We start from the raw sequence: 13,386 nt of genomic DNA, 5'->3' as shown, positions 1-13,386 counted from the left end.
ATCAATAAATATTACTGAAAATAATTAAAAATGGATATACAAAAAAACAGGCTTAACGCCTGTTTTATTATTCTGTTTTATCGATTACTGCGCCACCAACAACTTTGTCGTTATCATAAATTACAACTTGTTGACCTGGTGTGACTGCCATGGCGCCCTGCTCATAAGAAACGATAATTTTGTTATTAGGTAAAATTTCTAATTTAACAGGAATATCTTCTTGACGGTAGCGAAATTTTGCCGTTAAATTACCTGGATTAAAGGACTTAGCGATTTGGTTAAATTCGCTAGCATATAACTTGTGTGAAGTTAAGAAATCCATTCTACTAATTGGGGCTACATAAACAATATTTTCCTTAATGTTATGGCCGCAAACATAGTGTTTTTCTTTCTGTCCACCGAGATTTAATCCTTTACGTTGTCCAAGAGTATAATACATACTTCCCTCATGTTTCCCGACAACTTTCTTGGTAATTATGCTGACAATATCACCGCTTTGAGCAGGGATATAGTTTTGAAGAAATTTTGTAAAATTACGTTCTCCAATGAAGCAAATACCAGTACTATCTTTTTTTTCTGCTGTAATTAAATTAAGTTGCTTTGCAATTTCGCGAATTTTAGTTTTTGACAAATCTGCTAATGGCATCAATACTTTTTCTAGTTGTTTATTGCTTAATTGTGCTAAGAAATACGACTGATCTTTGGTTTTATCTTTTGCCTTGTACAGTTCTGAATTTATTACTTTAGCATAGTGGCCAGTTGCAAGAAAATCTGCGCCTAATTCATCAAAAGCATATTTTGCAAATAAATCAAATTTAATGTATTTGTTACATAAGATATCAGGATTAGGGGTTCGGCCCTTTTTATATTCATTAATCAAATCGCTAAAAACTAGATCTCAGTATTCCTTAATAAAATCAATACGAAACAATTTGATACCAAGTTTATCAGCAACACTTTTTGCATCGCGATAATCTTGTTCTTGGGTACAGATATCATCATTAAAATTATTTCCTAAAATGTCGTTGTTTGCCATTGAGTCTCAGTTACGCATAAAAAGGCCTATAACTTCATAGCCCTCTTTTTTAAGTAAATAGGCAGCGATACTTGAATCAACGCCGCCACTCATTCCGACAACGACCTTTTGCATTTTTTCCTTTAATTTTTACCATTTTTCGGCAAAAAATGTAGTTTCATTTAATATCAAATATAATAATACCAAAATATTAAGATTATAAAAGAAGGAGAAAAATGAAATATTCTTGGTTTTCCAAAAAACTTTGCTTGCTAATTTCATTTATAAGTTTTTGCGTTTTTGCTGTGTTATTGTTTATTAACACATTGCACTTGCTACTAATTAATGAAGACAGTAGTTTTAAGAGTATATATGTCGCGGGTTCGGGATATAAAATGATTGGTGGAATGATTTTTGCTGCCCTTCCATTATTATTGCTTTATATATTTGTAAAGCTAGAAATTAATTCGTCATTCTTTAGCAATTGAAGCAAACAAACTTTAAATATGAAGATGTTGTCAATCGGATTATTTGTCTTAATTGGAGTTGCAGCGCTTTACTTAATAGCGTTCTTCTTAAGTTTCTTTAACGAAACAAATAGTGGCGACTTTATCACTGTAACATGCTTTATTTTGGTCACAGGCCTTGCATTTGTCGTTGTTGTGCTAGGATTATTGTTGTTCGGTAAAAAAGAAAGATATCACGACGAAATTGTTATCGAAGAAAAAAGAAGCAAAAAGAAATAAAATAAAAAATGCGAGATAGTCGCATTTTTTATTTACTGTTTTTTACTTGATCAACTAATTTAGCAAATGTTGTAGGTTCATTAATTGCTAATTCTGATAACATTTTTCTGTTAATTAAAATGTTGTTAAGTTTTAAACCATTAATAAATTTTGAGTATGATAAACCTTGTTCGCGAACCGAAGCATTAATTCTTGAGATTCATAATTTTCTGAAGTCACGTTTAACTTGTTTACGATCTCTAAATGCGTATGTTCAAGATTTAACAACTGCTTGTTTTGCTACTTTGTAACCAACTGATTTGTGGCCAAAGTATCCTTTTGCTAATTTGAGTCATTTTTTACGTCTTGCTCTAGTAACTGTTCCGCCTTTAACTCTCATGATTACTCCTTAAATTAAAGCCTTAAATCTTTTAACATCACTTGGATGCATAGTTGTTGATTTACGAGCTTGACGTTTTTGTTTGGTTGATTTGTTTTGTGCTAAATGTGATCGATATGCTTGTTCACGCATAATTTTGCCTGAACCAGTAATCTTAATTCTCTTCTTGAGAGAGCTCTTTGTCTTCATTTTTGGCATGATCTTTCTCCGTTTTCTGTTGTTCTTTTAAAAATTTAGCAATTTTATTTTTAGAAGGTTGAATTTGCAAGTCTAAGAAACGATCTTGAGTTAGGGTTGCTTCCTTAGCAATTTCAGCAATATCTTCAACAAGGGCGAAAAACTTATTAAGTGTTTCGTGCCCTAATTCTTGACGCGTAAGTTCGCGACCACGGAATTTTAAACTAACTTTAAGTCGGTCACCGTTAAGTAAAAATTCGCGAGCCTTACGTGCTTTTGTTTCTAAATCGTGTTGACCAATTAATGGTGTAAGACGAACTTGGCGATTTTGGATATTGGTTTGTTTTTCCTTCGCTTCCTTCGCTTTTTTCTTGCGATCATATTTAAACTTACCGTAGTCTAAGATTTTTGCGATTGGTTTTGGTTGGACGCTGATTAAAACCAAGTCCATTTTTTTAGCTTTGGCCATTGCAATCGCTTCATCACGCTCTAAAACGCCAACTTTTTCATTGTTTTCATCCACCACAAAAACTTTTCTGTATGGGATGGCTTGGTTGAGTGTGTGTTCAGCCTTCGGTACGTTGCTTCGTGCGTTTAGTGCTATAATTTTCTCCTTAAATAAAAAAAGTGGTTTTCCCACTTTCTCACGACAAAAAAATATTATTCAATTGATATTATCAATTAAAAAATAACTTAATTGTAGCAAAACCCATGAATGGATCATCAGGTGAGAAGTGATTCTACTTTCTGCAATTAATAATTATTGCCATATAATGATATCATTTTTTAGTTTAAAAATATAAAAAAAGTTCGATGTCGAACTTTATTTGTCAATGATGTTGTTAGCAATCATTACCTTTTTAAGACCTTCAATTGCTGCTGCTTCGTCACTACCATCAGCGGTAATGGTTACAGTAGTATTGGTTTTAACGCCAAGTGACATAATGTTCATAATTGATTTTAAATTACCAGATGCAGTTGCTGTTTTTAATTCAATTTTTGAACTGTATTTAGCTGCTTCTTGACATAATTGTGAAGCAGGTCTAGCGTGTAAGCCAATAGGATCAATAATAGTAACTTTTATTTCTTTCATGTTTAATCTCCTACTTATGTATAAACATACAATACAATTATAGACTACTATTAATCTTTACGCAAAATTTTATGGATTTATTACCAATCAATGTTTTTTGCCAGCAATTTCATTTAAAGATGTTAACTAAACTCATTGCTAATATATGGTGAGTTTAATCTTAATGTGTGTATAATTTTATACATAAAATGAAAGGATAAAATGGTATTTTTAGTTATAACATACGTTATCAAACTGGAAGATAAAGCTAATTTTATCGTTGCAGCCAATAAATATATTGATGCATCAAGAAAAGAAACAATTAATCTTTCGTTTGATTATGGGCAAGATAAGAAAGATAATGAGTTTGTTTTTGTTTCACGTTGAACCACTGACAAAGCATTTTTCGAACACAAAAAAACACCGCATTTTAAAGAATTTGCGATGACAATTACGCCAATGTTAGCTGATAATTTTGTACCACACCTCATCGTAGGTTTAAGATAGAAAGGAAATATGACACCACATATTAACGCTAAACCAGGAAAAATTGCAAAGACAGTTTTAATGCCTGGAGATCCACTTCGTGCAAAGTATATTGCCGAAACATATTTAAGCGATGTAGAACTAGTTTCAAGCATCAGAAACGTTTTAATGTACACTGGAAAATTCAATGGTAAACCTGTTACTGTTGCTGCTAGTGGGATGGGTTGCCCTTCAATTGGGATTTACAGCTACGAACTATTTAAGTTTTATGATGTTGAAAACATTATTCGAATCGGTTCAGCCGGAGCATACGTTAAAGAATTAGATCTTTACTCAACAATGCTTGTAACTGAAGCATTCTCAGACTCAAGTGCTTTTTCAGAACTTGTAACTGGAGAAAAAACTAATATCGCTAAACCAAGCGATAAACTTAATGATAAGTTACGCGCTAGTGCAAAAGCACTTAAAATTAAATTACATGAAGGACGTGTACACTCGTCAGAAGTATTTTATGCATCGCGTCCACTTGATGAAACCATTAAAGTAACCAAAGCCTTGGCAGTTGAAATGGAATCATATGCATTATTCATTAATGCTAAAAAACTTGGCAAACACGCAGCGTGTTTACTAACAATTTCAGATAATTTAATTACCCACGCTGAAACCACACCAGAAGAACGTCAAAATTCATTTAATGACATGATGAAAGTTGCGCTAGGAGTAGCTTAATGCGTGTAACTGATATTATTAATAAAAAAATCGATAAAATCGAACTTAGCAAAGAAGAAATTGATTTTTTAGTTAATGGTTATGTTGAAGGTAGTATTCCTGATTACCAAATGTCAGCCTTTTTAATGGCTGTAGTTTTTAACTCGATGAGCGCAAAAGAACTAGGTTTTCTAACTCGTGCTTACATCAATTCAGGTGAAGTTCTTAACTTAAGCAAAATTAAAGGAATTAAAGTCGATAAACACTCAACCGGTGGTGTTGGGGACAAAACCACACTTGCCATTGCACCTTTAGCAGCTGTTTTAGGCGCTCCTGTAGCAAAAATGTCAGGCCGTGGATTAGGGCACACTGGCGGAACAATTGATAAACTTGAAACTATTCCAGGTTTTCGTGTTGAATTAACACAAGAAGAGTTTATTAATAATGTTATTAAACATGGAGTTGCAGTTGTTGGACAATCAAATTTACTTGTACCAGCTGATAAAAAAACATATGCTTTGCGTGATGTAACAGGAACCGTTAACTCAATTCCTCTTATTGCGGCATCAATTATGTCGAAAAAATTAGCAACAGGTGCTGATGCTATTTTGCTTGATGTTAAATGCGGCGAAGGCGCATTTATGAAGGATTTAAAATCAGCTCGCGAACTTGCAAAAACAATGATCAATATTGGGAAAGAACTTAATGTTGATGTACGTGCTGAAATTACTAACATGTCGCGTCCAATTGGAAAAGAAATTGGTAACAAGAACGAAGTTTTAGAAGCAATTCGTACCTTAAAAGGCGAAGGACCTAAAGATTTTGAAGAGTTAGTATACTCAAGCTGTGCTACCATGCTTGACCAAGCGGGAATTGAAAAAGATCATGATAAAGCATACAAAATGATTGATGAAGCTATAAAAAGTGGAAAAGCACTTGACAAGTTTTATGAATGAATTGCCTCACAAAATGGTGATGTTAACGCTTTGAAAGATCCTGTTTTTTGAAACCCGAAACACAAACTAGAGATCAAAGCAAAAACAAGTGGTTTTATGAATATTACTGATAGTTTGGTTTTTGGAAATGTTGCAATGAAATTAGGTGCAGGTCGTCCAACCAAAGAAGATGAAATTGATAATGAAGCCGGAATTACAATTCACAAAAAAACTAATGATGAAATCAAAGTTGGCGATGTAATTTTTAGTCTTTATTCATCAAGTCCAATTGATTTAAACTTAAGCAAAGAGTTAGCTAAAGGTTATAAAATTGGCAAATCTAAAGTGGATAATAAGATTATTTTAGATAAATTAAAATAATAAAAACTAGGCAACCGCCTAGTTTTTTGATATTTTGTTAAATATATGGCGGACAATGAGGGATTCGAACCCCCGCGAGAGTTGCCTCTCCTAACGGTTTTCGAGACCGTCCCCTTCAACCGGGCTTGGGTAATTGTCCGTATTTATTATTTTATATTAAAAAAATAATTTAATTGTATCATTATATAGTTAATATTACAATCTGATAGGAGGTCACAATGATTGATAAAAAATTATTAAAAGAATTTGCTAAGAAGTATGATTCAAAAAAGGAAAATAAAGCGGTTGAGTCAGCAATTGCGCGCGTAGGTGTTTTGGAGGCTTCAATTAATAATGAAGCAATTAAAAGACACACTTTTAAGTTTTCAAATACTACTAAAAAGGGTGAAGTAACTAACCAAAATAATAGTGGTCGTTGCTGAATGTTTGCAGCACTAAATACAGCGCGTGTTGATGCAATGAAAAAATTCGATCTTAAATCAATGGAATTTTCACAAAACTACACATTTTTCTGAGATAAACTTGAAAGATCAAACTATTTTTTAAATGCAATTATTGATACTGTTAAAGAAAAACTTGATTCACGTGTAGTTGCACATTTACTTAAAAATCCACTTGAAGATGGTGGACAATGAGATATGTTTAGCGCTATTTTGGCTAAGTATGGTGTTGTTCCTAAAGACCATATGCCAGAAACTCTAAACTCAGAACGTAGCTGACAAATGAACAATAACTTAACCAGTATGTTAAGATACTTTGCTTACGAAATTCGTAACGAATACGCTAACAATAAACAAGTAAAACCATTACAAGAAATGAAGAAAAAATACCTTCAAATTATTTATAACGTGCTTGTAAAATCACTTGGTCGTGTACCTGAATTTGTTGAGTTTGAGTATGAAGATAAAGATGGTAAATATCACCGTTTAAACAAAATGACACCACAAGAATTTTTCAATGAAGTTGTTGGCTGAAAACTTGAAGACAAGGTAAGTGTTATTAATGCACCAACCGAAGATAAACCATACAACAAAGTTTATACAGTTAAATACTTAGGTACAGTTGCTGAAGCAAAACCAATTGCACACTTAAACTTACCAATTGCTGAATTGAAAAGAATGGCAATAGCCGCAATTAAAAATGGTGAGCCAGTTTGATTTGGTTGTGATGTTGGTAAAATGAGCAACAGCAAGCAAGGAATTATGGATCACGAGATGTATAACTTTGAAGAAACACTTGGATACCACCCAAACTGAACTAAAGCACAACGTTTAGATTATGGTGAAAGTTTATTAACACACGCTATGGTCTTTACAGGTGTTAACCTTGATGAAAAAGGAAATCCAATTACCTGACAAGTTGAAAACTCATGGGGTAACAAAATTGGAAAAGATGGAGTGTTTTCAATGAGTGATAAATGGTTTGATGAATTTACATACCAAATTATGATCGATAAAAAATATTTAACTAGAGAACAAAAAGAAATTTATGAAAGTTCAAAATTAGTTGAATTAGCACCTTGAGACCCAATGGGCGCATTAGCAAAATGATGATAAAAAAATAGTGCGATTAATTTTTTAAATCCACTATTTTTTTTGATTCAAATTGATATTTTGTAAAGTATAAATTTCCATCCGCAACTTGAATAAACGGCGCATTTTTTACCATTTCTTTTTGGGCACGAAATACTTTAACTCGTTTGTCGTTAATAAACGTAAATGCGCCAGGATTGTCGGCATAAGCGCGTATTAAATTGATGTTATCCTTGATGCTACGATTTTTGTCTAATTCGCCATCTTGTTTTTCTAGCTTGTGTGCGAAGGTAACAAGACTTTCATCTTGGGCGACAGACGCGATATCATTTCGCTTTATTTTTAATAATCAATAATTAATGTTTTTCAGTGCTAACTCAGTGATTTTGTTGAACAAAATTGAAGTTGTGTCCTCTGGATTTATTGGCATTTTTGCACTAAAAATGATATCGCCGGCATCCATTATTTTAGTCATATAAATCAAACTTATTCCGGTTTCTTTATCACCATTTAAAAGCGCGTGTTGGATTGGCGCCGCGCCTCGATATTTTGGTAATAAGCTACCGTGAATATTAATCGCAGCAATTTTAGGTAAATTTAAAATTCTTGTGGGAATGAATTGACCAAAAGCATATGTTAAAAGTATGTCAAATTCTAAAGCGAAAAGTTGATTAAAAATGTCATTAATTTTTTCGGGTTGAAAAAGTAAAAAATTATTATTTTTGGCAAAAGCCGCAACTTTATTTTCTTGTATTTTTTGGCCCCGATTAGCTTTTGCATCGGGTTGAGTTATTACCGCCACAATTTCATTTTTTGTCGCTATTTCAGCAAAAACTGGCAGGATAAATGCGGGTGTTCCGCATAATACTATTTTCATATGCACCTCTTTTGAGAATTATGGTTATAAGTTAATTGTTTGTAATAAAATATACATATATTATTATATTAATAAAGAAAGGATTTTATGAATAAACCTAATAATAAAAGAAGTAAAAATGTACTTTTAAAAGGAACATTCAATAAAAAAGAAAAAGAAAATTTAGTTGCTGAATTTGGTGTGATTACTGAATTCTTAGATAACAACGAAGCATTTGTGTTTTTGGGTGAAGAAGATAAGTTTGATTTATCAAAATTAAAATCAGTTGTTGAAAAAATAATTGCTGGTTCAAAGAGAGATTATCAAATTAGCCTAGACACTTTTGTAACAAATAAACTCGGATTAGACGAAGTAACAATAACATTTGCCGATGTTATTAAATATAGCGTTGAAAAAATTTGAAACAAAAAAACTAAGAAAGATGAGAAAGAACGCAAATTTGAGTTATTTACAGTTAATAAAATTGACGAAGCAAAATGAAACAAAGCCGCAATTTTAGCAAGTACTATTAAGATGACAAGAGATTTACAAATTATGGCACCAAACGAATTAAATTCGGAAGAAATGGCTAAACGTGTTGAAGCTAACGCAAAACCATTTTTAAATGACAAATTTAGTATTAAGGTTCTTAATAAAAAAGAAATTGAAAAAGAAAAAATGGGTCTATTACTTTCGGTAAATCGTGGTAGTGTTTATGAACCTCGTGTTGTTGTTTTAGAATATAAGGGAAACCCATCATCAAAAGAAAAAACAGTTTATGTAGGTAAGGGAATTACCTTCGACTCTGGAGGGTACAGCTTAAAACCTTCAAGATTTATGATTGGAATGAAATTCGATATGTCGGGAGCAGCGATTGTTGCCGCAAGTTTAATTTCGATTGCTCAATTGAATCCAAAATCTAATGTTGCCGCAGTTTTATGTATTACTGATAACAGAGTTAATGGCGATGCTTCATTACCTGATTCGGTATGAACATCAATGAACGGAAAAAGTGTTGAAGTAAATAACACTGATGCTGAAGGTAGACTTGTAATGGCAGATGGAATTACTTATGCCGTTAGAAATCTAAAAGCAACTAGAGTTGTTGATGTTGCGACATTAACAGGAGCGATTTTAAGTGCTTTAGGAACAACTTACACAGGTGTTTGAGCAACTAGTGAAAAAGCATGAAACGATATGTCAAAAGCAGCGCAAAACGCGCAAGAGTTAATTTGAAGAATGCCACTTAATGAAGAGTTTGCTAAAAATATTAAAAAGTCGGAAGTTGCCGATCTTAAAAATACCGACTTTTCAGGTAACGGTGGTTCATGTTCAGCAGCAATGTTCTTAAAAGAATTTACTGAAGATGTTGAATATATTCATTGTGATATTGCAGGTACAGCAGAACAAAACGGTGTACCAACAGGTGTCTTAATTAAAACATTAACAGAACTTGCATTATAATAAAAAAACGGAGCTTCCGTTTTTTTTATTTTTCAATATAAATTCAGCATTTTTTCTTGAAATTTACTAATTATTGTCACTAATATTTGAGACTAATTTAAGTACCGATGTTTCTGCTCTTAAAATCCTTTTTCCAAGTGAAATCACTTCATAATTATTGGCTTTTGCGAATTCGACTTCTTTGTCGCTAAATCCACCTTCGGGGCCAACTAGAAAAACTAAGTTACCAATAAACAAGGTTTTAGTATTTTCGGTTGAGGTTTTTTCGTGCGCAATAAATTTATTGTAGCCTTCGAATTTGGTTACGAATTGATCAAATGGAACAGGCAAATTTATTTCTAGACAATTATTGCGAAACGATTGTTCGCACGCTGCTTTTGAAATGGTAGTTCAACGCTCGATTTTGTTTGTTAAATCTTTTTCGTTCCATTTGACAGCGATATTTTCACTTGTTAATAATTGTAGTTTTTTTACACCTAGTTCGGTGAGTTTTTGTACTAATAAGTCAATCTTTTTGTATTTAATAAGTGGCAAACCAACAACAATATCGTGATTAAATTCGTTATTAATTGATGTTTTTTCAATGATTTTTGCTTTACCTTTTACATATTTACAAAGATAGTATTCGTTTTTATATAAACAATGGATTTCTTCATTATCGCGAATGCGGTTTACTTTTAAATGATTAAGAGTTTCCTTATCAAAGATAAAAAACTCATCATTTTTTTCATTAACTATATAACGCATTATTCAACCTTTTGTTCGTTTATGGCAAGTTTTTCCGCTTCCATTTTTTCGTATAATTCTGCTTCTTGAATTAGTTTGTGTTCAAGTCTACGAGAAAATGTTAGTTTGTTTTGATCAATATGTGGAATCTTTTTATATAAGTATCAGAATGAAATTGTACCAATTGTAATTCCACTAATTATTGAATTGACAATTCAACCAACAATAATCATTACGTTTGCAACTCATGTACCATTACCATTACGGTAAAGCATTAAACCAGTTAGGTATGCTAATGGCATAATGATAATAAAGCAAATAAAGCCTTCAAACGCTGCTACGATACTTGACATCAACACATTATTAGTGCCCTGGAAAATAATAAGAGCAACAATAATTGGTGCGAAGAAGAATAAACGAGTGGCAAGTAATCTTAAAAACAGAACACTTCCATCTCATTTATTTGCTTCAACATTTAACATTTTTGCAAATAAAGGAGCAGCAATATTAATTGCAATAATTGAAATTGCGGCAACGATTGCGGCTGAAATTAGTGCTCATCACGCTGTTTCCTTACAACGTTTAAAGTTCCGGTTAGCATAATTGTAGGACATTAGCGGTCTGGCACCATCGGTAATTCCGAAAATACCAAACATAAATAAGACAAAGACGGGATTTGCTTTTGATCAGTAATACTGGAAGTTGACAGCATCACTAAATTCAGTGTGACTAAATAAGAAGGTAATTATAAATACCGAAAAAGCAATGGTAAATGATCTTAAGAATCCGCTTAAACCAAGGAAACTAACTGGTAGTAACATTTGTTTTTTGAATTTAAAGCGAAATAGATATTTAAGGTCAAGTCAAGTGTGTTGTTTCTTGGTATTGTAGTAACAGTATCATAAGTAACCTAAAAGGTTAACAATTCACCCGATTAAAGTGGCAAGCGCACCACCTAATACCCCAAGTTTAAAGACAATAATAAATAAAGCATCAAGGCCGATATTGCATAAATTAGAAATAATAGCAATAATTAAAACATAGTTATTTTTTCCTTCGGCACGAATTAGGAATGAGAGCAAAACGTGTAAGGCCATAATAAATGTCCCTCCACCATAAACTAAAATATAAAATTTGGCTCATTTAACACTAATACTGTGTGCGGCATCAAAATATGCTTTCATCACATCAAAGTCTGCCCCCATTTTCGCGGCAGCGATTGAGTCGTAAGAATTTTTACCAGCTATAACGCCAGGTAATCCGGCAAATGAAGCTGTAATTGTAATCCCGCCCGAAATTAAACCCATTACTAATGAGGCCCAAAAGACTGTGCCTCAAACATCTTTACCCAATTGTTCGCGATTTTTTGCTATTAGTTTTGTATAGTAGACACTAGAACCAACAGGTACTAAAAAGACTGTGGCATTAATAAAAATAATAATTGGATTAAAACTAACAATAGATGTAGAAACTACGGAGTTGGGGGTAATCGGCGTTAGTTTTGCAAATTTTGTAATATCGGAGATATTGGCATTATACTTATCGATTAAGGCTTGCATTTGGTCGGCACTTAATCGTGCAAAACCATCGACATAGTCATATAGTAATCCGCTCTCCCCGAACATTGGCTTTGTACTTGGCGTAAATTGTTGGATCAAAAGCTGGTCGATAAAGGTGTAAAGACCAACCATTACTGATCCTAGTAGTGCCGGTATTCCGACAATTCATATTACTTTTGATACTTTCGTCTTTGCAAAAAGTTCAAAAGCGCGTTCTTGTTTCGAGTTATTCATAAGTACCTCAATTATATAGAAAAAGATTAAAAATAAAAAGGACAATTTGTCCTTTTTTTAGTCAAATAAATGAAATGGTGCGAACGAATGGAATCGAACCATCGACCTCACGATTATCAGTCGTGTGCTCTAACCGTCTGAGCTACGCTCGCATAAAAATTCCTTGCGGAATTATTAACGTTTTGAGAATTGTCTTGAACGACGCGCTTTTCTTAAACCTGGTTTCTTACGTTCTTTTATTCTAGCATCTCTTGTAAGCATTTTTTCAGGTTTTAGTTTTGCCCGGTAGTCTTCATTAACTTCAAGCAATGCTCTAGCAATTCCTAGGCGAATTGCGCCCGCTTGACCACTTAATCCTCCACCTTTAACATTAACATTAATATCAAATTTGTTTACATTTTCGGTAATTGCTAATGGTTGAAGTGCATCTTTAATAAAGATATCTGAATTTAAGTATGCTTTTGCTTCACGGTTATTAATTGTAAAGTTACCTGCACCAGGGCGAATAATAACACGCGCTGTTGAGCTTTTTCTTCTTCCTAAACCACGGTAAGCAACAGCATTAGAATCGTGAGCAGGTTTTTTTGTTTTAACTGTTTTTTTAACAGTTGTCTTAGTTGTCTTAGTTTCAGCCATTATTTAACCTCAATCTTTTCTGGTTTTTGTGCCGCATGTGGATGTTCATTTCCAGCGTAAACATATAAGTTACGGAATTGTTTATTTCCTAATTTTGTGTGAGGGAGCATCCCCTTAATTGCTTTTTCTAAAATAGCGATAGGTTTTTTTTGTCTTAAATCATGAGCATTAATCACTTTTAAACCACCAGGGTAGCCTGAGTGAGTGTAGTATAATTTATCGTGTTCTTTTTTTGCAGTTAGTTTGATATCTTTGGCATTGATTACTACCACGTAGTCACCCATGTCAACATTAGGGGTAAAAGTAGGTTTATTTTTACCTCTTAAAATATCAACAATCTTAGTTGCTAAACGTCCAAGAATTAAATCTTTAGCATCAATAAGTAGTCATTTTTTATCTGCTTCAAGATGTTTCACGATTGTTGTTTGACGCATATTTTTCCTTTCCTTTGTTTTAAACTTCGATAACGTTTGTAATTAT

Annotated in this window: 16 protein-coding genes and 2 tRNA genes; 6 read left to right on the top strand and 12 right to left on the bottom strand. The window is 32.9% G+C overall.

What is annotated here, in order from left to right; all coding sequences use genetic code 4:
- Window positions 1-67: 67 nt before the first annotated feature.
- Window positions 68-1,150 carry a tRNA 2-thiouridine(34) synthase MnmA gene (gene mnmA, locus NPA09_RS02615; RefSeq protein WP_129723129.1) on the bottom strand — a complete coding sequence of 361 codons (1,083 nt, stop codon included), beginning with the start codon at window positions 1,148-1,150 and terminating at the stop codon, window positions 68-70.
- A gap of 101 nt (window positions 1,151-1,251) precedes the next feature.
- Here mnmA and NPA09_RS02610 point away from each other — a divergent pair, with 101 nt between their 5' ends.
- Window positions 1,252-1,761, top strand: a complete 510-nt coding sequence (locus tag NPA09_RS02610) for a hypothetical protein (protein WP_129723132.1) — start codon at window positions 1,252-1,254, stop codon at window positions 1,759-1,761.
- A 28-nt stretch (window positions 1,762-1,789) separates the two neighbouring features.
- On the opposite strand, the gene rplT is transcribed toward NPA09_RS02610, so the two are convergent.
- The 4 genes from rplT to NPA09_RS02590 all read right to left on the bottom strand — a co-directional run bounded on the left by rplT (window position 1,790) and on the right by NPA09_RS02590 (window position 3,410).
- Window positions 1,790-2,140: a 50S ribosomal protein L20 gene (gene rplT, locus NPA09_RS02605; protein WP_129723134.1), complete on the bottom strand. Its 351-nt coding sequence runs from the start codon at window positions 2,138-2,140 to the stop codon at window positions 1,790-1,792.
- Window positions 2,141-2,149: 9 nt separating this feature from the next.
- Window positions 2,150-2,338: a 50S ribosomal protein L35 gene (gene rpmI / locus NPA09_RS02600; protein ID WP_129723136.1), complete on the bottom strand. Its 189-nt coding sequence runs from the start codon at window positions 2,336-2,338 to the stop codon at window positions 2,150-2,152.
- Window positions 2,295-2,921: a translation initiation factor IF-3 gene (infC, locus tag NPA09_RS02595; protein ID WP_256541870.1), complete on the bottom strand. Its 627-nt coding sequence runs from the start codon at window positions 2,919-2,921 to the stop codon at window positions 2,295-2,297. The genes rpmI and infC overlap by 44 nt, the downstream gene beginning before the upstream one ends.
- Before the next feature lie 219 nt (window positions 2,922-3,140).
- The gene (locus tag NPA09_RS02590; RefSeq protein ID WP_129723140.1) at window positions 3,141-3,410 is read right to left on the bottom strand and encodes an HPr family phosphocarrier protein; all 270 of its coding nucleotides are present in this window, start codon (window positions 3,408-3,410) and stop codon (window positions 3,141-3,143) included.
- A 201-nt stretch (window positions 3,411-3,611) separates the two neighbouring features.
- Between NPA09_RS02590 and NPA09_RS02585 the strand changes: the two genes are divergently transcribed.
- Genes NPA09_RS02585 through NPA09_RS02575 form a run of 3 tightly spaced genes read left to right on the top strand, consistent with a single transcriptional unit; the run spans window position 3,612 to window position 5,899 of the window.
- Window positions 3,612-3,896 carry a putative quinol monooxygenase gene (locus tag NPA09_RS02585; protein WP_129723142.1) on the top strand — a complete coding sequence of 95 codons (285 nt, stop codon included), beginning with the start codon at window positions 3,612-3,614 and terminating at the stop codon, window positions 3,894-3,896.
- A 9-nt stretch (window positions 3,897-3,905) separates the two neighbouring features.
- Window positions 3,906-4,604 (top strand): purine-nucleoside phosphorylase, encoded by a 699-nt coding sequence (gene deoD, locus NPA09_RS02580; protein WP_129723144.1) that lies wholly within the window; start codon window positions 3,906-3,908, stop codon window positions 4,602-4,604.
- A complete protein-coding gene (locus NPA09_RS02575) occupies window positions 4,604-5,899 on the top strand; it encodes a thymidine phosphorylase (protein ID WP_256541814.1) in 1,296 nt (431 codons plus the stop codon). The genes deoD and NPA09_RS02575 overlap by 1 nt, the downstream gene beginning before the upstream one ends.
- 46 nt (window positions 5,900-5,945) lie before the next feature.
- Here the strand turns inward: NPA09_RS02575 and NPA09_RS02570 are convergent.
- Window positions 5,946-6,038: transfer RNA gene (locus tag NPA09_RS02570), tRNA-Ser, on the bottom strand.
- Window positions 6,039-6,117: 79 nt separating this feature from the next.
- On the opposite strand from NPA09_RS02570, the gene NPA09_RS02565 reads away from it, so the two are divergent.
- Window positions 6,118-7,455, top strand: coding sequence for a C1 family peptidase (locus tag NPA09_RS02565; protein ID WP_129723146.1), 1,338 nt, complete (start codon window positions 6,118-6,120; stop codon window positions 7,453-7,455).
- A gap of 13 nt (window positions 7,456-7,468) precedes the next feature.
- On the opposite strand, the gene fmt is transcribed toward NPA09_RS02565, so the two are convergent.
- Window positions 7,469-8,308 (bottom strand): methionyl-tRNA formyltransferase, encoded by an 840-nt coding sequence (gene fmt, locus NPA09_RS02560; RefSeq protein WP_129723148.1) that lies wholly within the window; start codon window positions 8,306-8,308, stop codon window positions 7,469-7,471.
- 87 nt (window positions 8,309-8,395) lie between these two features.
- Here fmt and NPA09_RS02555 point away from each other — a divergent pair, with 87 nt between their 5' ends.
- Complete coding sequence (locus NPA09_RS02555) at window positions 8,396-9,751, top strand: M17 family metallopeptidase (RefSeq protein WP_129723150.1); 1,356 nt, start codon at window positions 8,396-8,398, stop codon at window positions 9,749-9,751.
- Between the two features lie 66 nt (window positions 9,752-9,817).
- Here NPA09_RS02555 and NPA09_RS02550 read toward each other — a convergent pair whose 3' ends face one another.
- The 5 genes from NPA09_RS02550 to rplM all read right to left on the bottom strand — a co-directional run bounded on the left by NPA09_RS02550 (window position 9,818) and on the right by rplM (window position 13,340).
- Window positions 9,818-10,498, bottom strand: a complete 681-nt coding sequence (locus NPA09_RS02550; RefSeq protein WP_129723152.1) for a 16S rRNA (uracil(1498)-N(3))-methyltransferase — start codon at window positions 10,496-10,498, stop codon at window positions 9,818-9,820.
- Window positions 10,498-12,270, bottom strand: coding sequence for an MATE family efflux transporter (locus tag NPA09_RS02545; RefSeq protein WP_129723154.1), 1,773 nt, complete (start codon window positions 12,268-12,270; stop codon window positions 10,498-10,500). Before NPA09_RS02545 ends, NPA09_RS02550 begins: the two co-directional genes overlap by 1 nt.
- A 75-nt stretch (window positions 12,271-12,345) precedes the next feature.
- Window positions 12,346-12,422, bottom strand: a tRNA-Ile gene (locus tag NPA09_RS02540).
- A gap of 22 nt (window positions 12,423-12,444) precedes the next feature.
- Window positions 12,445-12,906 carry a 30S ribosomal protein S9 gene (gene rpsI, locus NPA09_RS02535; protein WP_129723156.1) on the bottom strand — a complete coding sequence of 154 codons (462 nt, stop codon included), beginning with the start codon at window positions 12,904-12,906 and terminating at the stop codon, window positions 12,445-12,447.
- Complete coding sequence (gene rplM, locus NPA09_RS02530; RefSeq protein ID WP_129723158.1) at window positions 12,906-13,340, bottom strand: 50S ribosomal protein L13; 435 nt, start codon at window positions 13,338-13,340, stop codon at window positions 12,906-12,908. Before rplM ends, rpsI begins: the two co-directional genes overlap by 1 nt.
- Window positions 13,341-13,386 lie beyond the last annotated feature (46 nt).

Origin of the sequence: Mycoplasmopsis equigenitalium (assembly GCF_024498255.1) — a bacterium.
GTDB classification, from domain to species: Bacteria; Bacillota_I; Bacilli_A; order Mycoplasmatales; family Metamycoplasmataceae; genus Mycoplasma_H; species Mycoplasma_H equigenitalium.
This window is presented reverse-complemented; position numbering and strand designations above follow the sequence as displayed.